The sequence below is a fragment of the Burkholderia ubonensis subsp. mesacidophila genome (assembly GCF_002097715.1).
Classification (GTDB): Bacteria; Pseudomonadota; Gammaproteobacteria; order Burkholderiales; family Burkholderiaceae; genus Burkholderia; species Burkholderia mesacidophila.
In genome coordinates, this window is record NZ_CP020738.1 from 1,294,045 (window position 1) to 1,317,703 (window position 23,659).

The 23,659-nt window shown below is 66.4% G+C and carries 19 protein-coding genes; 8 read left to right on the plus strand and 11 right to left on the minus strand.

What is annotated here, in order from left to right:
• The first annotated feature begins 87 nt into the window (after window positions 1-87).
• Window positions 88-1,641, plus strand: coding sequence for an MFS transporter (locus B7P44_RS23375; RefSeq protein WP_084908352.1), 1,554 nt, complete (start codon window positions 88-90; stop codon window positions 1,639-1,641).
• A 43-nt stretch (window positions 1,642-1,684) separates the two neighbouring features.
• Here B7P44_RS23375 and B7P44_RS23380 read toward each other — a convergent pair whose 3' ends face one another.
• The 3 genes from B7P44_RS23380 to B7P44_RS23390 form a co-directional block, all read right to left on the minus strand.
• The gene (locus B7P44_RS23380) at window positions 1,685-2,815 is read right to left on the minus strand and encodes a LysR family transcriptional regulator (protein ID WP_084909990.1); all 1,131 of its coding nucleotides are present in this window, start codon (window positions 2,813-2,815) and stop codon (window positions 1,685-1,687) included.
• A 352-nt stretch (window positions 2,816-3,167) separates the two neighbouring features.
• Window positions 3,168-5,099, minus strand: a complete 1,932-nt coding sequence (locus B7P44_RS23385; protein WP_084908353.1) for a Xaa-Pro dipeptidyl-peptidase — start codon at window positions 5,097-5,099, stop codon at window positions 3,168-3,170.
• A gap of 260 nt (window positions 5,100-5,359) precedes the next feature.
• Window positions 5,360-6,871, minus strand: coding sequence for a S8 family peptidase (locus B7P44_RS23390; RefSeq protein WP_084908354.1), 1,512 nt, complete (start codon window positions 6,869-6,871; stop codon window positions 5,360-5,362).
• Between the two features lie 511 nt (window positions 6,872-7,382).
• Between B7P44_RS23390 and B7P44_RS23395 the strand changes: the two genes are divergently transcribed.
• On the plus strand, window positions 7,383-7,715 hold the full coding sequence (locus B7P44_RS23395; protein ID WP_084908355.1) for a hypothetical protein: 333 nt from the start codon (window positions 7,383-7,385) through the stop codon (window positions 7,713-7,715).
• 89 nt (window positions 7,716-7,804) lie between these two features.
• On the opposite strand, the gene mmsB is transcribed toward B7P44_RS23395, so the two are convergent.
• From mmsB to B7P44_RS23410, 3 genes are all read right to left on the minus strand, one after another.
• Entirely contained in the window at window positions 7,805-8,701 is an 897-nt protein-coding gene (gene mmsB, locus B7P44_RS23400) for a 3-hydroxyisobutyrate dehydrogenase (protein WP_084908356.1), read from the minus strand.
• A gap of 16 nt (window positions 8,702-8,717) precedes the next feature.
• Window positions 8,718-10,244: a CoA-acylating methylmalonate-semialdehyde dehydrogenase gene (locus B7P44_RS23405; RefSeq protein WP_084908357.1), complete on the minus strand. Its 1,527-nt coding sequence runs from the start codon at window positions 10,242-10,244 to the stop codon at window positions 8,718-8,720.
• Window positions 10,245-10,344: 100 nt separating this feature from the next.
• The gene (locus tag B7P44_RS23410; protein ID WP_084908358.1) at window positions 10,345-11,664 is read right to left on the minus strand and encodes an MFS transporter; all 1,320 of its coding nucleotides are present in this window, start codon (window positions 11,662-11,664) and stop codon (window positions 10,345-10,347) included.
• A 162-nt stretch (window positions 11,665-11,826) separates the two neighbouring features.
• On the opposite strand from B7P44_RS23410, the gene B7P44_RS23415 reads away from it, so the two are divergent.
• On the plus strand, window positions 11,827-12,786 hold the full coding sequence (locus B7P44_RS23415; protein WP_084908359.1) for a LysR family transcriptional regulator: 960 nt from the start codon (window positions 11,827-11,829) through the stop codon (window positions 12,784-12,786).
• A gap of 102 nt (window positions 12,787-12,888) precedes the next feature.
• On the opposite strand, the gene B7P44_RS23420 is transcribed toward B7P44_RS23415, so the two are convergent.
• Together B7P44_RS23420 and B7P44_RS23425 are read right to left on the minus strand one after the other, a co-directional pair.
• Window positions 12,889-13,617 (minus strand): hypothetical protein, encoded by a 729-nt coding sequence (locus B7P44_RS23420; protein ID WP_231716821.1) that lies wholly within the window; start codon window positions 13,615-13,617, stop codon window positions 12,889-12,891.
• Window positions 13,618-13,654: 37 nt separating this feature from the next.
• Window positions 13,655-13,936: a DUF3303 domain-containing protein gene (locus tag B7P44_RS23425; RefSeq protein ID WP_084908360.1), complete on the minus strand. Its 282-nt coding sequence runs from the start codon at window positions 13,934-13,936 to the stop codon at window positions 13,655-13,657.
• Window positions 13,937-14,335: 399 nt separating this feature from the next.
• Here B7P44_RS23425 and B7P44_RS23430 point away from each other — a divergent pair, with 399 nt between their 5' ends.
• The 4 genes from B7P44_RS23430 to B7P44_RS23445 all read left to right on the plus strand — a co-directional run bounded on the left by B7P44_RS23430 (window position 14,336) and on the right by B7P44_RS23445 (window position 16,412).
• Window positions 14,336-14,662 carry a sulfur reduction protein DsrE gene (locus B7P44_RS23430; RefSeq protein WP_084909992.1) on the plus strand — a complete coding sequence of 109 codons (327 nt, stop codon included), beginning with the start codon at window positions 14,336-14,338 and terminating at the stop codon, window positions 14,660-14,662.
• A gap of 19 nt (window positions 14,663-14,681) precedes the next feature.
• On the plus strand, window positions 14,682-15,095 hold the full coding sequence (locus tag B7P44_RS23435; RefSeq protein ID WP_084908361.1) for a DsrE/DsrF/TusD sulfur relay family protein: 414 nt from the start codon (window positions 14,682-14,684) through the stop codon (window positions 15,093-15,095).
• 10 nt (window positions 15,096-15,105) lie between these two features.
• On the plus strand, window positions 15,106-15,486 hold the full coding sequence (locus B7P44_RS23440) for a DsrE family protein (protein WP_084908362.1): 381 nt from the start codon (window positions 15,106-15,108) through the stop codon (window positions 15,484-15,486).
• A 299-nt stretch (window positions 15,487-15,785) separates the two neighbouring features.
• A complete protein-coding gene (locus tag B7P44_RS23445; RefSeq protein ID WP_084908363.1) occupies window positions 15,786-16,412 on the plus strand; it encodes a J domain-containing protein in 627 nt (208 codons plus the stop codon).
• Window positions 16,413-16,562: 150 nt separating this feature from the next.
• Here the strand turns inward: B7P44_RS23445 and B7P44_RS23450 are convergent, their stop codons facing one another.
• Together B7P44_RS23450 and B7P44_RS36620 are read right to left on the minus strand one after the other, a co-directional pair.
• Window positions 16,563-16,985, minus strand: coding sequence for a hypothetical protein (locus B7P44_RS23450; protein WP_133117888.1), 423 nt, complete (start codon window positions 16,983-16,985; stop codon window positions 16,563-16,565).
• 381 nt (window positions 16,986-17,366) lie between these two features.
• Window positions 17,367-19,613 (minus strand): NACHT domain-containing protein, encoded by a 2,247-nt coding sequence (locus B7P44_RS36620; protein ID WP_133117889.1) that lies wholly within the window; start codon window positions 19,611-19,613, stop codon window positions 17,367-17,369.
• A 641-nt stretch (window positions 19,614-20,254) separates the two neighbouring features.
• Between B7P44_RS36620 and B7P44_RS23460 the strand changes: the two genes are divergently transcribed.
• Window positions 20,255-22,504 (plus strand): putative bifunctional diguanylate cyclase/phosphodiesterase, encoded by a 2,250-nt coding sequence (locus B7P44_RS23460; RefSeq protein ID WP_084908366.1) that lies wholly within the window; start codon window positions 20,255-20,257, stop codon window positions 22,502-22,504.
• Between the two features lie 26 nt (window positions 22,505-22,530).
• Here B7P44_RS23460 and B7P44_RS23465 read toward each other — a convergent pair whose 3' ends face one another.
• Complete coding sequence (locus tag B7P44_RS23465; RefSeq protein WP_084908367.1) at window positions 22,531-23,652, minus strand: diguanylate cyclase domain-containing protein; 1,122 nt, start codon at window positions 23,650-23,652, stop codon at window positions 22,531-22,533.
• Window positions 23,653-23,659 lie beyond the last annotated feature (7 nt).

Genomic DNA, 23,659 nt, shown 5'->3' on the forward strand with positions numbered 1-23,659 from the left:
GTCAATAAAACTGTGTGGGAATATCAATGACGGGCAATACGGGCCAAGCCTAGCATACGGTTCGCCCATTCTGTTCCGGAGCCCCCGATGTCCCAGTCCTCCCCGGCGCCGGCCGCGCCGCGAGCCGCCGCCCGCCTGCCTGCCGCCGCGACGCTTGCCGTCGCGTCAGCGACCTGTTCGCTGATCGTGCTCGACACCAACGTCGTCGCGGTGTCGCTGCCGAGCATCGCGCGCAGCTTCCACGCGAGCTTCGCCGACATCGAGTGGGTCGTGAGCGCGTACATGACCGCGTTCGCCGCGTGCCTGCTGCCCGCCGGCGGGCTTGCGGACCGCTTCGGCCGCAAGCGGATGCTGGCCACCGGCCTCGCGATCTTCTTCGTCGCGTCGCTCGGCTGCGGGCTCGCGCCGTCGGCCGGCTGGCTGATCGCCGCGCGCGCGGTCAAGGGCGGCGGCGCGGCGCTCTTGCTGACGGCGGCGCTCGCGGTGATCGCGAACCGCTTCCCGGAAGGGCGCGAGCGCGCGCGCGCATGGGCAATCTGGGGGATGTGCATGGGCGTCGCGACCGCGATCGCGCCGCTCGTCGGCGGCGCGATCACGCAGTGGATCGGCTGGCGCTGGGTGTTCCTGCTCAACCTGCCGGCGTGCGCGCTGCTGGCCGCGAGCGCGCGCGTCGCGATCGACGAGTCGCGCGATCCGCACGCGAAGCGCGTCGACGCCGTCGGCAGCCTGCTGTTCGGCGCGGCGCTCGCGTGCGGGATCGCCGCGCTGATCGACGCGCCGTCGCACGGCTGGCTGTCGCCGGGCACGCTCGGCCGCTTCGCGCTCGGCGCCGCGCTGTTCGCGGGCTTCGTCGCCGCGGAGCGCTGGCAGGCGCGGCCGATGATCGACCTCGCGCTGTTCCGCGCGCCGCGCTTCGTCGGCGCGGTGCTCGCGATGTTCGGCTATGCGGCGTGCGCGCAGGTGATGATGACGTTCCTGCCGCTGTATCTGCAGAACGCGTTCGGCATGTCGGCGATCGAAGCTGGGCTCGGCATGCTGCCGTTCGCGTTCGCGATGATCGTCGGGCCGTCGTTCGGCGCGGCGCTGGCCGCGCGCGTGTCGTCCGGCGGCGTGCTGGCCGGCGGGCTCGCGCTGATCGGCGCGGGCAACCTGCTGACCGCGGCGCTCACCGCGAGCGGCGACTATCGGCTCGTCGCGCTCGGGATGTGGGTGACGGGGTGCGGCGCCGGCATCATGAACGGCGACACGCAGAAGGCGATCATGGCGTGCGTGCCGCCGCACCGCACCGGAATGGCGTCCGGCATCAGCACGACGACGCGCTTCTCCGCGATCGTGACGGCGGTCGGCGTGCTCGGCGCGGTGCTCGCCGCGCGCGCGCACGCGCAGCTCGACCGGCTGGTCGCGGCGACGCCCGGCTTGGCGCGCGTCGTCGATGCGCCGTTCATGTCGAGCCTGCTGGCCGGCGATCTGGCGCGCGCGCTCGACCGCGTGCCGCCGCAGGCCGCGAAGGCGCTGGCGGCGGCCGCGCCCGCGGCGTTCGCGAGCGGGTTTGCCGATGCGCTGGTGTTGAGCGGCGTGCTGGCGCTCGTCGGCGCGGTCGTCGTGATGAAGCTGCTTGCGCAACCGGTGCAGCAGGGGTGACGCGCGATGCGTTGCGCAAGCGTTGCCGCGCTGATCGCCGCGATCAATGCGCTTTCGGCGCGCCGCGATGTGCGCGAACGAGGGACGTCGGGCGTTGTTTCCCGCAACGCGGCGCGCGTCGCTGCGCGTGACGCAGCGCGGGCTCCTCGGTCGGCGCAGCCTGCATCGCCGCCGCACTGATTGCCGCGACGGCCGGCAGCGCCGCATCGGCGTCCAGCCAGTCGCGCGTCGCGTGCGCGATCAGCGCGCGCAGCCAGCGCACGCCGTCGACGCATGGCCCGGCTTCGTCCCACGTGATCCGGTAGACGATGTCCGGCGGCTCGGCCGGCAGCGCGACGACCGCGAGCGGCAGCAGCTTCGCGTAGTGCCGCGCGAGCCGGACCGTGGTCGTGAGGATCAGGTCCGAGCGGACGAGCGTATGTGCGGCGAGCTCGAAATGCGGCAGCGTGACCGCGATCCGGCGCTGCAGGCCGACGCGTTCGAGCTGCCGGTCGATCGCGCCGGACGCTTCGAGCCACGACGGCGTCGGGCAAAGCTGCGGCGCGTGCGCGTAGTCGGCGGCCGTCATCGTACCGCGCTTCGCGTGTCGGTGCGTGGCGCGCATCAGGCAGACGACGCGGTCGTCGAACAGGTCGTCCTGCCGGAACCGCGACGCGCGGGCGGGGCGGTTGTCGATCACGAGGTCGAGCTCGCCGTCGGCGAGCGCGCGTTCGGCGTCGAAGCCGTCGCCGAGCGGATGGAACACCAGCCTCGCGTGCGGCGCCTGCTCGCGGAACAGCGCGACGAGCTTCGGCACGAACAGCACGTTCAGGTAGTCGGGGCAGCCGATCCGGTAGGTGCGCACCGACGTGTGCGCGTCGAACCTCGGCTGCTGGTTGCGGATGAAGTCGATCACGCGCAGCGCGTTGCGCAGCGGCTCGACGAGCCGCGCGCCGAACTCGGTCGGCACCATCCCGTAACGGCTGCGCACCAGCAGCGGATCGCCGAGCAGCGTGCGCAGGCGCTTGAGCGCCGCGCTCGTCGCCGGCTGCGACAGGTTCAGGCGCACCGCCGCGCGCGAGACCGTGCGCTCGGTCAGCAGCACGAGCAGGAGCCGCATCAGCCGCGCGTCGAGCGCATCGAGCACGTCGGCTGCAGCGTCGTGCGGCCGGTTCGCGTCTAGGCCGTCCTGCATCGCGGGCGGCCGAAACATGAGGCAAAACGGCGCGCGAGGCCGGCGCGGCGTGTGGCTTCGGGGGGCACGCTGGGGTCTCCTTCCATGTGGGGCGCGAGCGCATGCGGCGCCTGCGCGCGGTTCGGGCCCGGATGCCGCGGATGTTATGTGCCGGATTCGTCCGCGAGTATGGGCGGCGGGCGCTGCAATGGGAAATTAAATATTCGGGTGGGAGGCATTCGGAAAACGAATGGCGTCGTTTGCCGCAATGAGGCGGGTGAGGGCGGGAACGTCGAGGGACGAAACGCCGGCCAGCGGCCGGCGCTTCGTCCCGATCACGCGCCGATGCGCGTTCGCAAAGGCGCGTTTTCCATCAGATCGGCAACTGCGGCACCGTCACCGACGTGCCGGCCGGATCGAGCGTCAGCTCGGTGCCGGGCGTCGGCCGCAGCGTCGCCTCGTTGTCGCTCGACATCACGACGAGCCCGAGCCGGTGGCCTGCTTCGAGCCGGTAGTCGCGCGGCATGAAGGTCAGGTGCAGGTCGTACGGCATGCCGGGCAGGACCGGCTCCGAGAACCAGCTCGACACGCGGTTGCGCGGATCGGTCCACGCGCGGGTGACGATCGTCGCGCTGCCGTCCGGCGCACGATCGACCAGCAGCGCGGTCACGTTCGCGACAGCCGAGAACGTCAGCCGCACGCGCGCGGTTGCGGTGCCCGAGATCCGCGTCGCGCTCGCGACCGGCGCCGTCTCGAAGCGGGAGCGATGCTCGCCGGTAGGCGCGTTCGCCAGGGTGAGTGCGGGGACACGCGCATCGTCGGTGAACTTCACGAGCGGACCGCCGGTCTGCATGCGCTGCAGCGTGCCGGTGCCCGCGCCGTCGCCGCCCGCGAAATACGCGACGTTCGCCGCGCCGCGCGCGGGCCAGCTCGCATCCTTCAGCAGCGTGCCGTCCGCCTGCTCGATCACCGCGCCCGGATCGCGCTCGACGCCGTTGTTGTAGCCGAGCAGGTAGCGCGTGAACCAGCGGTTCACCTGCGCGGTCCACGCGTCGGCCATCGCGGGCACGCGGGTCGGATCGGTGTGCTTCAAGCGGTGCAGCCACAACTGCGTCGGCACGCCCTGGCGCCGCATCGCGAGGTACCACGACGTCGACTGGTCGACCCTGACGTTGTCGTCGGTCAGCCCCTGCGCGACGAGCGCGGGCGCGACCGCGAGCGCCGGCGGAATGTCGCGCGCCGCCCAGAACGCGGAATAGTCGCCCGAGGTGCGATCCTCCTTCTTCAGCGCTTCGTCGACCAGGCGCGTGCAGCGCTCCGGATGCGGGTTCGTCAGCAGCGCCTTGATGTAGACGTCGACGTCCTCGCCCTGGTAGCCGTCGGGCGCGCGCACGAGCCCGCCCGAGCGGTAGTAGCCGTACATGTTCGACAGGCCGGCGACCGGCACGATCGCGTCGAGGCCGCGCGTGCGCAGGCTCGCGACCATCTTCGGCAGCGTGCCGTCGTACGACACGCCGTACATGCCGACGTGGCCCGTCGACCAGCTCGCGACGACGGGCTTGCCGCTCGCGTCCTTCGCGCTCGCGCCGCGGCCGAGCCAGTGAATCACCGACGCCATCGCCACCGATTCGTCGCGCGTCAGGATCGTCGGGCAGCCGTCCGAGCCGGCGGTGCCGAGCGAATCCGCATAGACGATCGTGAAGCCGCGCTGCACGAAATACCCCTCGATCCACGAACGCCCCGCGGCGGCCGCTTCGACCTGCTGCAGGATTCGCGTCTGCGGCGCGGCGGCCATGATGCGCGCGGAACCGGACGCGGCGGGATGCGGCGTGCCGTCGAGCTCGACGTCGACGTTGTGGTTCGGGCTGTCGGCGAGGTTGTTGTAGTAGGGGCTCGCGAGCACGATCACCGGCGTGCGTGCGCCCGACGCGGTTTCGGACGGCCGCACGACGCGCACGTGAATCCGGTCCTTCGTGCCGTCGCCGTCGGAATCGACCGGCGTCTCGACCCACGCCTCCTCGGTGATCGTGGTGCCCGACAGCGACGGCTGCACCTGGCCGTTCTGGATCACGGGCCGGTAGTTGCCGCCCGACAGGTCGGCATACGGCACGCCGGACGGCGAGAAGCGCGCGGCGAGCTGCTTCGCGTCGGCCGCGGGCGCGGCGGCCCCCTCCTGTCGGCCTTGAGCGAGCGCGGAAGCGCCCGGCACGCCAGCGCCGTCCTCGCCGCCGCACGCGGCGAGCGTCGCGGCGGCAACCAGCACGGCAAGCCACGCGCGCCGCGGTTCGGTTCGTTGAAATCGCATTGTTGTCCTCGTTCTTCTAGTTTTCGATGCTCATGTGGAAACGCGCGTCCCGGGCGGGACGGCGGGTGCAGCATGGGCCGGCGGACCTCGCCGGCCGCGGCGCGTGCGCGGCGTCGCCCGGACCAGGCCGGGCGCGTTCGCGCACGTGTTGCTTCGGCGCCGCCGGCGCGGCATGACCGGCCGGCGGCGCCGAAGCAACGTGACGCGGGCGTTGCGGGCGACGGCAGCGTGCGCCGGTTGCTCGCAACGTCCGCGCTCGCTTACTTCGCGGCGGCGGCGGCGACCGCGTTGCCGGCGTCGAGCAGCCCCGCGCCGCAGGTGCTCGTCGAGCAGTTCGAGCCGCTCGCGAACGGCCGCGCGCTCGACTGCAGCCGCTGCAGGACCTGCGCCGGCGTGAGCGCCGGGTTGACCGCGAGCATCAGCGCGACGGTGCCCGCGACGTGCGGCGTCGCCATGCTGGTGCCGTTGTAGCTCGCGTAGCTGTCCGCGCCCGGCGACGTCGTGCCGGCATTGAGCGTCGACAGGATGCCGACGCCGGGCGCCGCGATCTTCACGGCCGGGCCATAGTTGCTGAAGCTCGCGCGCACGCCGCTGCTGTTGACCGCGGCGACCGCGATCACGCCCTGGCAATTCGCCGGCTGGCTGTTCGCGACCGGGCCGCCGCTGTTGCCGGCCGCGACGACGACGTTCGCGCCGCGCGCCGTGATCGCGTTGATCGCGTTCTGGTACGTCGTGCTGCAGGTGCGGCTGTTGCCGCCGAGGCTCAGGTTTAGCACCTTCGCCGGCGTCGGGTTCGCCGGCGCGCCCGGCACCGGCAGGCCCGCGGCCCAGCGCATGCCGTCGGCGATGTCGCTCACCGTTCCGCCGCACTTGCCGAGCACGCGCACCGGCTGCACCTTGCCGACCCACGAGATGCCCGCGACGCCGTAGCCGTTGTTCGTCACCGCGCCGATCGTGCCCGCGACGTGCGTGCCGTGCCACGTGCTGTTGCGCGCGCCGCAGCCGTAGAACGGGCCGTTCGGATCGGCATCTTCCTGCGCGGTCACCCAGTCGCCCGGGTCCGACGCGTTGCTGTCGCGGCCGTTGCCGTCGTTCGCGGTCGCCGGATCGGAGATGAAGTCGTAGCCGGGCACCAGGTTCGCGGCGAGATCGGCATGCGGGCGATAGCCGGTATCGATGACGCCGACGACGATGTTCGGGGAGCCGGTCGTGCGGTCCCAGGCCTTCGGCAGGTTCGCGCCGCCGGCCGGGCTGAAGTAGCCCCACTGCTCGGCGTAGCGCGTGTCGTTCGGCACGAGGAGCGGAAACATCCGCGCGTCCGGCTCCGCGTATTCGATCGCCCCGTCCGCCGCGAAGTCGCGGGCGAGCCCTTCGGCCTCGGCGAGCGACACGTGACGCTGCAGCGACAGCACCGTCGCGCCGCCCGACATGTCGCGCTTGATGCGGATGCCGGCGGCCGGGTCGGCCGGGTTGCCGGGCGCCGAGGCGGCGGCCGCGCCGAACGCCCGGCCCGCGGCGCGTGTGCGGCGGGCCGCGAGCACGCGATCGATGACCGCCTGGACGTCCGCGTGCGCGGCGGTCGCGGACGATGCCGCGGATGCGGCCGACAGCGTCTTGGCGGCGCGCACCTTGACGATCAGCTGGTTGACCGCATCGGCCGGCCCGGGGACGGGCGCAGTCGCGGTTTCCGCGTGTGCGGCGGACGCGAGGCCGGCCAGCGCGGCACCGAGGACGGTCACTTTAAGCGAAGCAGTGCGAATCAATCTGGACATGCCGATACTCTCCCCGACAGGATTGAACGGAATGAATCGATGCTGCGGTGTCGTAGCTGCTTGCTTCGCTGCGCTGCCGGCAGGCACGAACGCGCCGATGAGAACGACAGGGCTCGACCGGACGACGTGTTGCCGATAAACCGGCTGCGGCCGATCGAATCGTCCGCGGCCGCTCGGGCCGGGCGCTGCGTCGTCCGCCGGATTTGCGTCATGGGAGCTGGGTGAAACGGCGATCTTTGTTCACGCTGCACCGCGCCGTTTCTTTCCGGAAGCTTGCGCAGAAATTAGCTGATTGAAATGCTTGCGTCAAACATTTTTAATTTAAATCAAAAAAAGTTTGATTATTTCGCAATCTGGAACAACGGCCGGCGGGCACGGCGGTTCCGATCGGCCATCGTTTAACGAATGGAAACAATCTGTTCACTTTACGGGGCATGATCTTCGGCGAATGGGCAGGCATACTTGCGGAAATGATTTGAAACGCCGCCGATCCGGCGCATCACCGCTTCCCATGACGAATCCTGTCCCATTCCGATCGCTGCGCTGGCTGCCGCTCGTGGCCGCCGCATGGCTGCTCGCCGCCTGCTCGACCACGTCCGACGTCGCGTCGACGTCGAATCCGAACGTGTTTACCGTGTCGGCGCACACGGTCGGCATGTCGACCAACTGGGCGACCGCGCACGAAAAGGCGGTCAACGAGGCGATGAACTTCTGCTCGCAGCGCGGGATGCGCGCCAGCATGAAACAGGAGTCGCTGAACGCCGGCCGCGGCGTGAGCGGCCGCTCCGAACTCGCGTTCGAGTGCCATCCGACCTTCGAGACCGCGGCGAACCCGCGCAGCTGAGCGATTCCGGTGACCCGCGGCGGCGGGGCGGCGCGTGACGCCGCGCCGCCGTCAGGCTTTGACGCCGCCTCGCCGGCGACGTCCCGCCGTCACGCGGCCGGCGCCTGCGCCTCGTACAGCTTCACGCACGCGGAGAAGTCGAGGCCGCCCAACCCCTGCTGGTTCATCGACTGATAGAGCTGCTGCGCGAGCGCGCCCATCCACACCGGCTGGCGCGCCTGCCGCGCGGCTTCGGTCGCGAGCCCGAGGTCCTTCAGCATCAGGTTCGCGGCGAAGCCGCCGCTGTAGCCGCGCGCGGCGGGCGCCGCGGGCAGCACGCCCGGATACGGGTTGCAGCTGTCCGAGCTCCAGCAGCGGCCGGTCGACGTGTTGATGATGCCGGCCAGCACCGCGGGCTCGATGCCGAGCGCCGCGCCGAGCGCCATCGCCTCCGACACGCCCATCATCGAGATGCCGAGCAGCAGGTTGTTGCAGATCTTCGCGATCTGGCCGGTGCCGGTGCCGCCGCAGTGCACGACGTTCTTCCCCATGTCGAGCAGCACCGGGCGGATCCGCTCGAACAGCGCGGTGTCCGCGCCGACCATGAAGGTCAGCGTGCCGGCCTGCGCGCCCGCGGTGCCGCCGGACACCGGCGCGTCCGCAAGCGGATGGTCCTGCCGCGCGGCCGCGTCGGCGATCGCGCGCACCGTGCCGGGGTCGATCGTGCTGCAGTCGATCAGCGTCGCGCCGGCGCGGGCGCCCGCGAGCACGCCGTCGTCGCCGAGATAGACCTTCTGTACGTGTGGAGCTGCCGGCAGCATCGTGATCACGAGCGTGGCGCGCGCCGCCGCGTCGCGCGGCGAGCCGGCGGCCGTCGCGCCCGCGCGCACCGCGGCGTCGACCGCGTTCGCGTCGAGGTCGAACACCGTCAGCGCGTGACCGGCCTTGAGCAGGTTGGCGGCCATGGGGCCGCCCATGTTGCCGAGCCCGATGAATGCGATTTCCATGTTCCGGCTCCTGGCGTCAGCGCAGCGCGATCGTGGTGTTGACGCCGCCCGACGTCGCGTCGTCGTCGAACCAGCGCGCGGTGACCGTCTTCGTCTGCGTATAGAACTGCACGACCTGCTTGCCGTACGGGCCGAGATCGCCGAGCTTCGAGCCGCGCGAACCGGTGAAGCTGAAGTAGGGCACCGGCACCGGGATCGGGATGTTGATGCCGACCTGGCCCACGTCGATTTCGCTCTGGAACTTGCGCGCGGCCGCGCCGCTCTGCGTGAAGAGACCTACGCCGTTGCCCATCGGGTTGCGGTTGACGAGCGCGATCGCGTCGTCGAGCGTGTCGGCTTCGAGCACGACCACCACCGGCCCGAAAATCTCTTCCTTGTAGATCGACATCTCGGTCGTCACGTCCGAGAAGATCGTCGGGCCGACGAAATTGCCCTGCTCGTAGCCCGGCACCTTCACGTCGCGGCCGTCGAGCAGCAGCGTCGCGCCGGCCTTCACGCCTTCGTCGATCAGCCCCGTGATGCGCGCGTGCGCGGCCTTCGACACGACCGGGCCGACGTCGGTGCCGGCCTCGTGCCCCGCGTTGACCTTCAGCTGCTTCGCCTTCTCGACGAGCTCCGGCAGCCAGTCGCGCGCCGCGCCCACCAGCACGACCACCGACGTCGCCATGCAGCGCTGGCCCGCCGCGCCGAAGCCCGCGCCGGCGAGCGCGTTCAGCGTCTGCTCGCGATGCGCGTCCGGCAGCACGACCGCGTGGTTCTTCGCGCCCATCATCGACTGCACGCGCTTGCCGTGCTCGCTGCCGAGGTTGTACACGTGCGTGCCGACGCGCGTCGAGCCGACGAACGAGATCGCCTTCACGTCCGGATGCGTGCACAGCCGGTCGACCGCGACCTTGCCGCCGTGCACCACGTTCAGCACGCCCGGCGGCACGCCGGCCTCGATCGCGAGCTCGACGAGCTGCATCGTCGACAGCGGATCCTGCTCCGACGGCTTCAGCACGAACGTGTTGCCGCACACGATCGCCATCGGGAACATCCACAGCGGGATCATCCCGGGGAAGTTGAACGGCGTGATGCCCGCGCACACGCCGATCGGCTGGCGCAGCGTGTAGGTGTCGACGCCGCCCGCGACGTTCTCCGCGAATTCGCCGAGCTGCAGCGTGCCGATCGAGCACGCGTGCTCGACCACTTCGAGGCCGCGGAAGATGTCGCCCTGCGCGTCGGGCAGCGTCTTGCCCTGTTCGGCGGTCAGCGTCTTCGCGATGCGTTCGAGGTTGCGCCGCACCAGGTCCTGGAACTTCAGCATGATGCGCATGCGCGCACCGATCGGCGTGGTCTTCCAGGTCTGGAACGCGCGCTGCGCGGACGCGATCGCGGCGTCGACCTCGTCGACGGTCGCATACGGCACGCGGCCGATCGTTTCCTGCGTCGCGGGGTTGACGATGTCGCCCCATTCGCGGGTCTGCGATTCGACGAACTGGCCGTCGATCAGCAGTTTGGCGGTGGGCAGCGCGACGGTGGCTTGAGGTACGGCGGCGTTCATGAACACTCTCCGAAAGTAGCGGTAAGGCGATGAAAGGAGGCGCCCGCGGCCGCCGCGCGTGCAGGGCGGCCGGCAGACAAACAGGATGTGGGGTGCGCGGTCAGTCGCGCGCGCTGCGCATCAGCCCCGTGCAGATCAGCGCGAACACGCCGAGCCCGACCAGGTAGGCGATCACGTAATGCGGCTGGCCGCCGCCCGTCTTCAGCAGCGACGTCGCGATCATCGGCGCGAAGCCGCCGCCGAGCACGCCGGCGAGCTGCACCGACAGCGAGATGCCGCTGTAGCGGATCTCCGCCGGGAACTGCTTCGCGAACAGCAGCGACTCCGGCGCGTACAGGATCGGGAACACGACGCCGAGGCCCAGCACGATCGCCCACCACGCGAGCGACGTCTGCCGCGTGCCGAGCATCATGAAGAACGGCGCGACGAACGCGCACATCAGCACGAGGCCGATCGCGAACATCCGGCGCTGGCCGATGCGGTCGCTCAGGTGGCCGCACAGCGGCATCGTCACGAGCGACAGCGCGGCGCCCGCCGTGATCGCCTCCAGCATGGCGGCCTTCGGCAGGTGCAGCTGCTGGGTCGCATACGCGAGCGCGAACGTGACGACCATGTAGAACCACGTGTTCTCGGCGGCGCGCGCGCCGACGATCGTCAGCACTTCGCGCGGATGCCGGCGGATCGCCTCGAGCACCGGCGACTTCACCGCCTTGCCCTGGTGCTTCATCTTCTCGAAGTCCGGCGATTCGGGCACCTTCGCGCGGATGAACGCGCCGAGACCGACCAGCGCGATGCTCGCGAGGAACGGGATGCGCCAGCCCCACGACAGCATGTCCGCCTCGGGCAGTGCGGCCACCGCCGTCATCGCGAGCGACGACAGGATCAGGCCGAGCCCGACGCCCGTCTGCGGCAGGCTGCCGAACAGCCCCTTGCGGCCCGCGGGCGCATGCTCGACCGCCATCAGCACCGCGCCGCCCCATTCGCCGCCGACCGCCATCCCCTGCAGGAAGCGCATCGCGATCAGGAGGGCGGCCGCCCAGTAGCCGATGCTGTCGTACGACGGGATCAGCCCGATGACCATGCTCGGCACGCCCATCAGCAGCAGCGTGACCATCAGCATCGACTTGCGGCCGATGCGGTCGCCGAAGTGGCCGAACACGATGCCGCCCATCGGCCGGCCGATGAAGCCGACCGCGAACGTGCCGAAGGCGGCCAGCGTGCCGACGACGGGATCGAGCGACGGGAAGAAGATGCGGTTGAAGACCAGCGCGGCGGCCGTGCCGTACAGGAAGAAGTCGTACCACTCGACTGTCGTGCCGGTCATGCTGGCCCAGCCGGCCAGCAGGTGGTCCTTCGCGGTTCGGGCGGGAGCGGGCGCGGCAAGCTCCGCGTGCTCGTCAAGGGTGGATCGGGTCTGCATGGCGTCTCCATCGTTATTTGCCCGCGGCTCGTGGTCCGCAGGTCACGGTCGAGTATAGTTATGCGCAGAATCCTGTAGTACCGACAAAGAAACCGGTTGGATGTGCAAATTTGCATATCGACGGCCGGCCCGGAGACCCTGCCACCCGAACCTCGCCTGCCGATGCGACACCACCCCGAGCCGGTATCCGGCAACCTGAACTGGGACGACCTGCGGTTTTTCCTGGAAGTGGCGCGCACGCAGCGCGCGAGCGGCGCCGCGAAGCGCCTCGGCGTCGACTACACGACCGTCGCCCGGCGCATCCGCGCGCTGGAGGAGGCGATGGGCACGCTGCTGTTCGACAAGTCGCGCTCCGGCGGCTTCGTGCTGACCGCCGAAGGGCAGCGGCTCGTCGCGTATGCGGACGCGATGGAGACGACCGTGCAGTCGGCCTGCGACCAGGTCGCCAATACCGGGCATGCGTTGTCCGGCCACGTGCGGATCGGCTCGACGGAAGGCTTCGGGTGCTTTTTTCTCGCGCCGCAGCTTGCGCAGTTTCGCGCCGCGCATCCGCACGTGACGGTCGACCTGCTGCCGGTGCCGCACTTCGTCAGCCTGACGAAGCGCGAGGCCGATCTTGCGATCACGCTCGAGCGGCCTGACCGGGGGCCTTATGTGTGCACGAAGCTGTGCGACTACCAGTTGCGGCTTTATGCGACGCGCGAGTATCTGGCGAGTCATGCGCCGATTGCGGACGTGAGCGATCTTGCCTCGCATACGTTCATCAGCTACGTCGACGATCTCGCGTTCAGCAGCGAGCTGCTGTATCTGGAACGCGCGGTGCCCGGCGCGACGGCCGGGCTGCGCACGACGAGCGTGATCGCGCAGTATTTCGCGGCGCTGCAGGGCGGGGGGCTGGCGATCCTGCCGTGCTTCATCGCCGCGCAGCAGCCGGCGCTCGTGCCGGTGTTGGCGGATGAGGTCGTCGTGACGCGGTGCTTCTGGCTGACTTGCCGAGAGGATTTGCGGAAGTTGCGGCGGGTGACTGCGCTGTGGGATTACCTGCGGGCGGCGGCTGATGCAAATCGGGGGCTGCTGGCGGGGGAGTCGGGGGAGATGCGCTTTGTTGGGGCGCCAGATTAGCTGTCGGGATTCGCTTGATCGGATCGGATGTGGATCTGCCAAAAGAAAGCGAAGCCATATTTGCGGCCGGGGATGGGCTGAAGCCGGCGATCCCGGTCGCCGTCATGGCACGCTCGTCGCCGACGAAACGGCATGACCCAGCGACACGTAGCCCTGGTGCAATAGCGACTCGATCGTCGCCCAATCGTTTTCGGTGACGCTGCCTGCCTCCGCTCGGGCATCGCGCAACAGCATCGCCTGCGCACGCAGCCGGCCAAACTCGGACGTCTCGCGCGGCGGCACCATGTATAGCGCGGCCGCCGCTGCCGCGCATGCATCTGACAATGCGCCGGGCGGATAACGGTCGCGCTGACGGTGCACGATCCACCATTCCAGCTCGAGCGTCGCCGCGGGAGCGACGGCGAAACTGCGATTCCCCGTGTTGCGGATCAGCGTGAAGTAAGTCTTCAGCGCCGGCAGCGCTTTCACGTAATCGCTGCGCGCGTTGCCTTCCTTGAACGTGAATGCTGCCGAGGCGCCGTAATAGGCGCCGGCATACGACCTCAGCCACGGAAAGTGATATTGCGTGCGCAGCGACTCGGCCAGCTGAAGAAAGAGCGCGATGGGTCGACGGTCATAGTAGGAACGCCATATCTGCGTCTCGAGCGTTCCGGTCGCGATCGGATCGAACCGGCTCAGGTCTCGATGCAGCGGCCAGAAAAGATCGGCGGCGACGTAACCTGCCAGAACGACAACGAACACGAGCGCCATGCGACGCCAGTGCGTCGACGTGGCGGCGAATGTTTCCCGGTGATGTCGCGCGCCGTGATGGATGCGTCCGGTCGGCTTCATCCCGAATCGTGCCGAAGTCGAACGTGTATGGGGTGGTTTACTTCATGAAGCGCCCGAAGACCTCGCCCAGTTCGGCATCTTCGACCACCGGCGCGATATCGAGCTCCATCAGGTCGCTCCACATGTACGCGAATTCGGTCAGCGTCTTCGCATCGTCGGTCTCGAGCAAATCGAACCCGCCGCTCAGATCCGCCCGCGTCCACCGGCCGAGCAGCTTGACGCCCGCTGGCGGAAGTCCGCCGGTCTTCTGGAATCGCTCGATGGCTTCCGCCCGGGATAGCGTGTCCGGGGCCCATGTGAACGTCAGCATGAATTTCATGGCTTACCTCCCGGCGGAGCGAATTGGCTGAATTCATTTTAGGCAACCGGATTCACCCACTGCCAGGGAGACAGGCATCCGTAAGGGTGATTTTCGTCGCTCGGGTTTCGGCGACATGTCATTCGATTCGCGCCGTCCGCCGTACCCAATCAGCCGATGAATCGATCACACGCGCGTCGTGCCGTGGAATGGCCGCTCGTTGGCCCGTACCCGCCAATGCGCCGGGGAAACTGCCTCCTTTTGGCTCGTGGATCTTTGGAGTGTTTTTCCATTCTGCTATACCCAATGCATGAGCTGTGCGCGGCCCACGCGCTACACGGCGAGTCGGCGCCCGTTGCGACGGGAGCGACCCCAGGGCAAAACATCGGTGGGAACCGCTTCTTCGGGGTGGAGACTGACATGGCAAATTACTTGTTCGTAGAATCGCGCGATCCATATGGTGGCGGGGATACCCGGTACGTCGATGAACTGGTCCGGGGCGTATGCCAGAGGGGCAACACGGTCACGCTGTTCCTGGTTCAGAACGGCGTGCTTTCCACTCGCCCGGGTGCGAAATTCAGTGAACGCTATGCGGATCTGACGCGCAGCGGCATCACGATCCTTGCCGATGAATTCTCCCTGCGCGAACGGGCGATCGAACGGCTGGCGGAAGGTGTCCAGAAGGCGGACATCGGCCAACTCGTGGATCTTCTGTTTGTGGCTGGGACCAAGGCCATTTGGCATTGAAGCCAGCAAGGAGAACGTAATGGCTACCGGTAAGAAATTGACCCTGGCGCTGATGGATCCCCCGTATGAGAAGGCAGCGAGCACCACGGCGCTGCGCATCGTCGATGCGGCGCTGCGTCGGGGGCACGACGTCACGGTGTTCGCCTATGAAGGCGCGGTCAACCTGACCATGAAGGCGCAAGCTCCGCATGCCAATCCGGTCAAGGGCACATCCGTGGAGGAGGAGGATCACCCCACGACCCGGGACTGGGTGGCAGCCCTGTTTCAACTCGCGGGCCAGCAGGGTGCCAAGCTCGATTGGATCAACTGCGGCCTGTGCGTGGACGAACGCGGCGCAGGCGACTGGATAGAAGGGCCCCGTCGAGGCAGTCCGAAGGATTTTCTCGAATCGGCGACGCAGAGCGACGCCGTGCTGGTCATCCCGACGAAATAGGAGCCGCGCCATGAAAGTCCTGAGCATTGTTGAGACAGCGTACCGGGCTACCCTGGAAGAACAGGATGACACCATCCTGTGGCTGAACCATGTGCTGAAAAACGCAGGCGCGGACATCAGCCTGCTGCTGTGCAGGAGCGCAGTGAATTACGCGGTTCGCGGGCAGGATGCCACCGGTCTTGTTTTCGGCGCGCGCCGGCAGGCCCACCCGCCGGCGCTCGACAAGGATCTTGAGAAGATGATCGGCGCCGGCGTTGCCGTGTATGCGATCAGCGAGGACATGCGCGACTGTGGACTGTCGCAGGACGATGTCGTCGGCGGCCTCACGCCGCTCGCGCGTGCCGAGATTCCCGCCTTGTTCGATCGCTTCGATCAGGTCTGGCACTGGTAATCGCGTAACGCATTCGGTGGACAGGGGCGAATCGTTGTGTTCGCTCGCAACTGTTGTGGGGGCATGAGCGGGGCACCTTACCTGCATCCGGGTGTGCCGCTCATGGACGGTCGGTTCTCCCGGCAGACACGTTGATCCGATCGCATCGGGATGTCGCGAAATGCCGGACGCAACGGTAGTTGCGTGGCGCGTTGCAGTGTCGTGCGGATTGCCGCGATGGCCGAGGTTGCCGGCAGCTGCACGTTGGCGCCGCAGTGGCGTGCTACGATCGACGCGATCCGACTTCCACCCGGTGCGCAATGACGACGCTGTATGAATTGCTTGGTGTGCGCGAGGACGCCTCCGACGAGGAAATCAAGCGCGGCTACCGAAAGGCCGCGATGAAAGCGCATCCCGACCGCAACGTCGGGGGTGAAGCGACTGCGCATGCGCGGTTTCAGGAGATCAAGGAGGCTTACGCGATTCTCTCGGACCCCGCGCAGCGCCGCGTCTATGACACCGTCTATGCGGAGGAGATGCTTCGTCACGCTCGGCTGCGCGAAGAAGAGGAGCGGTTGCAGGCGGAGCGCGATGCGGAATACGCGCGATTTGTGACGCTGGCGATGCGTTTTGCCGAGCAGGGGCACAACCGCGATGTCGTGTTCGGTGTGTTGCTCGGACGTGATTGTGAAGAGGCGCTTGCGGAACGCATTGCCGGCAGTGTGGTTGAGTTGCATGCGTCGCGGCAGGCGGGGGCGTTACGGGATGCGCAGAGTGACGAGTCGGTTCCACAACACGATGAGGGCGCGGCGCAGACTGTGTCGCCTCGAGACGCACCGGCGCCGGAGCACGCGCCGAAGGATGACGCCCGAAAGAGCGACGAACGCGCGGTGCATACGGATTTTTTTAGCGTGCTGTGGCACAGCATGTTCGGAATGCGCCAGTGAATCCCGCGCGATCGATGCCGGGTTCAGGAAGTTTTCCTTAATCACACGCTTCGCACGATGACGGCTGTCGGGTGCTGACCGGTCGTGCCTTGCCGCAAGTGTCTACAGCTTCCTCCCAATAGGCAATGGCAAGCTTCGTTCGCCACTGCCTCAATCAGGTTTTTCGGCGACGATTGCCGCAATCAGTGGCCTTGTGTATTTCTCAGCCGGGTCGATGTGGCGCTCACCAGGTCGGAAGAACTCCCCTGCATCGAAAGCGAGAAAGACGTCCCAGAACAGAGGTGGCCACGTATCGCGTTGAGCTACCGCGTCCGAGTACACTTTTTCGACCAAGATATTCACGATTGAGTCACAAAAGGCGAAGGATAGTTTCCCATCGTGATACCCACGGGCAAGCGCGAGAGCGAGCGCATCGAATCTCTCCGGTTTCACCTCTCCGAGCGGGCCTGTGCATTGCGCCATACACTCCTGCGAAATATGGAACTGGTCCGGGTCCTCTTCATAGCGGCTGAGCAACGAGACGACAAATGCGTGCGGATCGAAGTCGGGAAGTCGCTGTTCAAAGTTGCTCACGAAGGTAATAAATTGGCTGAGGTTGTCTTGAGTTTAGCAGTGAGGTGTGCACCGACGGTGTTGCCCCTGTAAATCAGGACACTCGGGCACCGTCAAGTTGAAGATGCAGTGGCCTGCCGGAATTCCCGAGGCGAGCGGTATTTCAATGCTTTATGTGTATAAGGCTGGACTAGATCAAACAGACAGCGTCAGACCGTCTGCCTCAGTTCGGCCACGAGGAGTCACTCGCTCGACCGAAAGGTACGGCCTGAATTCCACGCGTTTCGGTCATTCACGTAGTTGGACGCAGAGGACGCTTTCTAACAAGGCGCCCGATCGCATCCAACATCTGCTCGCCGGCTGATTTTTCTGCATCAATCGACCGCACCAGCCTATAGTCACTCAATCAAGTGTCTCGAGTTCAATCCAAAGTGGATCCTTGCTCAACGCGAGCTGATCTCGGATCGCTTTCATGCGGGACGTGTACTCACGTTTTGGATTGTAAATAAACCCGGACACGTCTTTGCTTTTCTCCACCAATCCCTTCGAGACAAGCATTGATAATATTTTATCGATCAGCTTCTTATCGAAGTTTTGGCCGAAACCGCCTTTATATAACGAATTCTCTTTCCGGCCACCGCCTCGTTGAAAGAAAATCTTATGGATAATTGCAAGAAATAACTTCTGCGCAGGCGGCAACCGGCTGCCCTTAATTCTCGACGCGTTTGAAATATTATCTGCAGCGTATAATTTGCAGCCTTGGACCCAGTTGGGTAGCGCTGACGCCGACGAAAGGCCGGTCGCTCGAACGATCTCTGTTTTGCTGATGGTTACCGAAGAACTGGCGTCCACGACGCAGTTATCGAATGATGCCAATTCGATAATGCAGTCGGAAAATGCGACGTTTGAGAATACCCTAAACCCGAGTGCTAAAAGGCATATCTCAGCACCTACAATATGAGTTCCAGAGAAATCCAGCGGGGCACCTCCCAATAGCAGCAGAGCCGCTGCGAGCTCACCTAGGAGTTGTGAATTCCGGGCGTCTCCTTGTCGGTGAACGAACGCGAGGACTTCCGATTCAAAGTCGTAGGTTTCGATCCATTGAGCGAGAAAATATAGCCCCAACGGCTCAAGCACTTGAATGTAAGATTCATCAAGTACTTCGTGATTTTTATTTAGAACGTCTTCCACGATGCATTCTGCAAACAGCAGCTGCACAATGTAGGGATCAACGAACTGCCTATCCGGAGATTCTGGTTCTATCCGTCCTAGCGTACAGAGACGCGAAAGCATTAATTGCCCGGACTCGTCAGGTGCGTATCCCGTGGCCAATTCATATGCATGGTCAACATCTTTGGGAGTAAGGCGTCCGAGATTTCGGCTACTTTTCCTAGTGAGTCGGGCGAGGTTACCGAGAACGGCACGGACGGTGGAAGCTTCTATCGAAGTATGCATCCTCGCTTCGCGGACGCAAACCGTATCGATAAATTGCCCCCAAAAACCAATTTCGCCTGCCTCTGAATTCAGTATTTCTTCAGCATCGTTTCGCTCAACCGTCGCAAGAATCTGAAACATTAGCGGCTTTTTCGGAAGCCACTTCGGTGCTTTGGCGTTCAATCCGAGCGCCTTCAGGTAAGCGTCTGCTTCCGACTCCCCGAACTCCTCTGGGCATCGAACTATGGAATGGGCATTATTGCGCAGAGTCAGTCCAAGCGCGTCCAAGAGTTCCGCATCGTCGTTGAAATAATGTGGCCGCCCAGTAATGATTGCTCCGCCCGCAGAAAGAGAGAGCAAGTCGCGCACGCCACTAAGTGCATGTTTTCGAATCGAAGCCCGTCGATCCTCGCTATTTCCAAAGGTCTGTGTGCCGACTTCGTCAAAGCCGTCAAGAAGCAGTAGTATTCCGCCGGCACGCAATAACTGCATTACGCGATCGACAGAACTTGAGAGGCCCAGCCGTTGGAAGTGCCCCGCAATTATTTCGACGCCAGAAAGCGCGCCCCAATGTTCTCGCAGATTGATTGCCAGTGGGTAGGCGGAAGCGCTTCGGAAATCTTGTGCAAGTATCCGAAACGACTCCCGCACGCAGCGGCTTTTCCCAGTTCCATACTCCCCCAACAGAACGAGGCGGTTCTTCCTAGAGAGTTTTTCACAAATGTCTTGAACAGTGAGAGGCTTCGATTCCCCCGCCATGGAATACGTCACTGGGATGTATTCGTTGGAGTCTGGCTGCCCAGTAATTGGATCGATGGCACTGCCAAAGGTACTATTCAAACGGGCCGACTCGTAGGCGGGAAAGTCAAACGCCTGTTGAGCAAACGTCTTCGCAGACATAACCTGAATTTTGTGGGGTTTGCCTACGTCGACCATGCCTGGCGTCGGTTCAGACGCGAGAATAATATAGCCACGGGCAACGACAGATTGCGCCGCTTGGCTGAGCTTCACCGGCGCGATCTTGGCCACGTCCGTTCGTATCTTATCGAGGCTATGTTCTTCGGTGATCTCTAAGAGCACAATCTCGTCGTCTCCAATCCTTGCGACGCCGTCAAAATTCACCCCGTCGATTCTGTCGGCTACTACCGGTCTTTGCCAAAGAATTTGGGCTAGGCTTCGAACATAGTGTTCAAGCGACCGCCAAGATTTATCCATCTTGAAAGAACCTTTTTTAGCTTTCTTGCTGCTTAGACCGTCATCGGCCGAGGAATTACGCGGATCAACACGTAGTTATTTATGAGTCTAACACCGTCGGGCGACCTGTTTGTCGTCCTTTTCGGCCCTTCGGCGGACCTATGCATAGTGCATCGCCTTTCCCATTTCGGCAGTTCAACAAAGTGCGTTGCCCCGCATGTGCGAAGGGCCGTTAGACAGTTGGAAGCGGACGTTGCGGCCTCAGACCTGAACTGACGATGAGTGAGAGATCAGGAGGTCCCGACTTACACACTTTATGCCCGCGAACGCATCGATTGCAGTGTTGACCGACGTCGCAAAGCCAACACATTGCTTGCAGCACCGTCGTTTCGAAATGTGCAACTATCGAACCGGTTGGGTTTAGGGAAATCACGCAAGCCCAAGCCCCCAAACCCAGCCCATCCCGTGCAACTCCCTATGCAGATGAATGCGCTGCCTGTCACGGATTGGTGCTTAAATGTACTGCGTCACGACGCCTGCCCGGTCTCCGCCCGGCTACGCCACCCACCGGCGTAAACCCGGATACGGAACCCCGCGCGACGTCACGATATAGCGAATCAGACGCGCTCGACGCGCTCGAAACCACAGGCCAGGTTTTCATCTTGGATACCGAACCGCAAAGCCCTCGCTACAGCCTCGGTCTCGCGGCCGAAGTGCTGGCGTCCGAGCAGAGCGTGCTGCGGCTGATCACGCGCAACACGCCGCTGCCCGAACTGCTGGCCGAAGTCTGCCGCCGCGCCGAGGCGCTGCTCGGCACCGGCTCGTCCTGCACGATCATGCTGCTCGACGACGACGGCGTGCACATCCGCGTCGGCGCCGCGCCGTCGCTGCCCGGCCATTACGGCGCGGCGATCGACGGCGCCGCGATCGGGCCCGTCGCGGGCTCGTGCGGCACCGCGATGTATGAACGCCGGATGGTCGCGGTCGAGGACATCGCAACGGATCCCCTGTGGGACGCCTACAAGTGCCTCGCGCTGCCGCTCGGCCTGCGCGCATGCTGGTCGGTGCCGTTCCAGGACGAGGCGGGCGCGGTGCTGGGCGCGTTCGCGGTCTACCATCGCGCGCCGCGCCGGCCGACCGACGAGGAAACGTCGCTGCTGCGCGACATCAGCAACAGCGTCGGGCTCGCGGTGCACCAGGACCGGATGGCCCGGCAGCTCGCGCGCAGCGAGGAACATCACCGGCTCGTCGTCAACAGCCTGAACGAGGGCATCCTCGTCGTGTCGCGCGACGGCACCGTGACCGCGAGCAACCCGAGCGCGCAACGGATGCTGCGATCACAGGGCGGCATCGTCGGCCGCCAGCTGTCGAGCCTGGTAACGAGCGCAACCCGCGAGGACGACACGCCGATCCCGCCGGACGACTGGCCGAGCCGGCGCGCGCTCGCCACCGGCGTGCCGCAGCTCGGCTATACGGTCGGCCTCGGTCTCGCCGACGGCGACATGATCTGGGTCAGCGGCAACGCGGTGCCGATCGCCAGGCCGGGCGACGCGCAAGCCGACTCGGTGCTGATCTCGTTCAACGACGTGGGCCCGGTGCGCGAAGCGCAGCGGAAGCTGCGCTACCTCGCGTCGCACGACGCGCTGACGGGCCTCTACAACCGCCGCTGGCTCGCGGACCGGATGCGCGCGCTGTTCGGCGCGCGCGGCGGCGCGGCCGAAGCCGCGCGCATCGCGATCCTGTTCATCGATCTCGACGGCTTCAAGAAGGTCAACGACACGGCGGGCCACGATGCGGGCGATGCGCTGCTGCGCAGCGTCGCGTCGCGGCTCGCGGACTGCGTCGGGGAACGGCACGCGCTCACGCGCGTCGGCGGCGACGAGTTCGTGATCCTGGTCGACGACTACGACGCGCCGGACGATCTCGCCGCGCTCGCGCGACAGGTGATCGACGCAATCGCACGGCCGTTCGAGGTCGCGAACAACGAGTACTACCTCGGCGTGTCGGTCGGCATCAGCCTCGCGCCGCGCGACGGCCAAGACGCGGCGACGCTGATGCGCAACGCCGATTCCGCGATGTACGACGCGAAGCAGCGCGGGCGCAACAACTTCACGTTCTTCACCGCGCATCTGAACCTGCGGCTGCAGCGCCGTTTCGCGATCGAGCAGTCGCTGCGCCGCGCGCTCGCGTCGAACGCGTTGCGGCTCGCGTACCAGCCCGTCGTCGACGGCCGCAGCGGGCGCACGGTCGGCGCGGAGGCGCTGCTGCGCTGGACCAGCGCGGAGCTCGGGCCGCTGTCGCCGGCGGAGTTCATCCCGGTCGCCGAGGACACGGGCCTGATCGTCGCGATCGGGCAGTGGGTGCTCGAAACCGCGTGCCGCCAGGCGGCCGAATGGCGCCGCACGATCGCGCCGGACCTGATGATGGCGGTCAACCTGTCGCCGCGGCAGTTCCACGAAGGGCTGGTCGAATCGGTCGACCGCTGCCTCGCGCAGGCGGGGCTCGACCCGTCCGCGCTGGAGCTGGAGATCACCGAAGGGCTGCTGATGTACGACACCGACACGGTGCTGCCGATGCTCCGGGCGCTCACGGACATGAACGTGCGGATCTCGGTCGACGACTTCGGCACCGGCTATTCGTCGCTGTCGTACCTGAAGCGCTTTCCGCTGCACAACCTGAAGGTCGACCGCTCGTTCGTGTCGGGCGTGCCGGAACACCGGGATGCGGTCGCGATCACGCAGGCCGTGGTCGCGATGGCGCACTCGCTCGGGATGAAGGTCACGGCCGAAGGCGTCGAGACCGAGGCGCAGTCGTCGTTCCTGCGGCAGATCGGCTGCGACAAGCAGCAGGGCTATCTGTTCAGCCGGCCGCTCGAACCGGCGGAATACGCGCGCCGGCTCGTCGCATCGTAAGCCGCACGCAGCGCAACGCGTCGCCGTCAGGCGGGCGGCGGCGCGCCGCCTTGCTCCGCCGGCGCAGCCACGTCGATCGCGACGCGGTTCTTGCCGTCGCGCTTCGCGCGGTACAGCGCGCGGTCCGCGGCCTCGAGCAGCGACGTGGCCGGCGTGTCGGCCGCCGGCACGACGCTCGCGCCGCCGATGCTGATCGTCACGTAGCGGCCGGTCGACGACTGCTCGTGCAGCAGCTTCAGCGCCTCGATCGAGAGGCGGATCTTCTCGGCGAGCAGGCGCAGGCTGCCCGGCGACGTGCCGGGCAGCACGACCGCGAACTCCTCGCCGCCGAAGCGCGCCGCGAGATCGCCCGCGCGGCCGAGACAGCGCTCGACGGTCGCCGCGATCTGCTTGAGCACGTCGTCGCCGGACACGTGGCCGTAGGTGTCGTTGTACAGCTTGAAGTTGTCGACGTCGATCATCAGCAGCGACAGCACCGCGTGCTCGCGCGCGGCGCGCCGCCATTCGGCGCTCAGGTGCTCGTCGAGATAGCGCCGGTTCGACAGGCCGGTCAGGCCGTCGGAGTGCGTGAGGCGGCGCAGTTCGAGGTTGGCCTGCAGGAGCTGCTGCTGCGACTGCCGCAGCGCGCGGTAGGCTTCGTCGCGCTGCAGCTGGTTGACGTAGGAGCGCGAGTGGTAGCGGATGCGCGCGACCAGCTCGATGCGGTCCGGCAGCTTCACGAGATAGTCGTTCGCGCCGGCGGTGAACGCCGCGCTCTTGATCTCCGGTTCGTCCTTCGTCGACAGCACGATGATCGGCACGTCGCGGGTCGCCGGATTCGCGCGGTACGCCTTCACGAGGCTCAGCCCGTCGGTGCCGGGCATCACGAGGTCCTGCAGGATCACGGTCGGCCGCGTCTGGACGGCCGCGATCATCGCGTCGTCCGAATGCGTGCAGTAGTGGAAGTCGATGTCGTCTTCGTCGGCGAGCGCGCGGCGCACGGCTTCGGCGACGATCGTCTGGTCGTCGACGAGCAGCACCATCACCGGCACGTCGGTGGCCGGCGGGGTCTGCAGCGCCTTGCGCGCGGCTTCGAGCGCGGCGTCCGCGGCGTCGGGGGCGGGCAGCCCGCCGTCGTCGCGCGGGCGTCGCGTGGTGTCACTGGTCATGGGGATA

Coding starts and splice junctions, on each gene's coding strand:
- B7P44_RS23380 (WP_084909990.1), bottom strand. CDS start 2,815: ATGCAGGACGGCCTAGACGCGAACCGGCCGCACGACGCTGCAGCCGAC.
- B7P44_RS23395 (WP_084908355.1), top strand. CDS start 7,383: ATGACGAATCCTGTCCCATTCCGATCGCTGCGCTGGCTGCCGCTCGTG.
- B7P44_RS23430 (WP_084909992.1), top strand. CDS start 14,336: ATGGCAAATTACTTGTTCGTAGAATCGCGCGATCCATATGGTGGCGGG.
- B7P44_RS23435 (WP_084908361.1), top strand. CDS start 14,682: ATGGCTACCGGTAAGAAATTGACCCTGGCGCTGATGGATCCCCCGTAT.
- B7P44_RS23410 (WP_084908358.1), bottom strand. CDS start 11,664: ATGCAGACCCGATCCACCCTTGACGAGCACGCGGAGCTTGCCGCGCCC.
- B7P44_RS23425 (WP_084908360.1), bottom strand. CDS start 13,936: ATGAAATTCATGCTGACGTTCACATGGGCCCCGGACACGCTATCCCGG.
- B7P44_RS23420 (WP_231716821.1), bottom strand. CDS start 13,617: ATGAAGCCGACCGGACGCATCCATCACGGCGCGCGACATCACCGGGAA.
- B7P44_RS23385 (WP_084908353.1), bottom strand. CDS start 5,099: ATGCGATTTCAACGAACCGAACCGCGGCGCGCGTGGCTTGCCGTGCTG.
- B7P44_RS23440 (WP_084908362.1), top strand. CDS start 15,106: ATGAAAGTCCTGAGCATTGTTGAGACAGCGTACCGGGCTACCCTGGAA.
- B7P44_RS23405 (WP_084908357.1), bottom strand. CDS start 10,244: ATGAACGCCGCCGTACCTCAAGCCACCGTCGCGCTGCCCACCGCCAAA.
- B7P44_RS23375 (WP_084908352.1), top strand. CDS start 88: ATGTCCCAGTCCTCCCCGGCGCCGGCCGCGCCGCGAGCCGCCGCCCGC.
- mmsB (WP_084908356.1), bottom strand. CDS start 8,701: ATGGAAATCGCATTCATCGGGCTCGGCAACATGGGCGGCCCCATGGCC.
- B7P44_RS36620 (WP_133117889.1), bottom strand. CDS start 19,613: ATGGATAAATCTTGGCGGTCGCTTGAACACTATGTTCGAAGCCTAGCC.
- B7P44_RS23390 (WP_084908354.1), bottom strand. CDS start 6,871: ATGTCCAGATTGATTCGCACTGCTTCGCTTAAAGTGACCGTCCTCGGT.
- B7P44_RS23415 (WP_084908359.1), top strand. CDS start 11,827: ATGCGACACCACCCCGAGCCGGTATCCGGCAACCTGAACTGGGACGAC.
- B7P44_RS23445 (WP_084908363.1), top strand. CDS start 15,786: ATGACGACGCTGTATGAATTGCTTGGTGTGCGCGAGGACGCCTCCGAC.
- B7P44_RS23465 (WP_084908367.1), bottom strand. CDS start 23,652: ATGACCAGTGACACCACGCGACGCCCGCGCGACGACGGCGGGCTGCCC.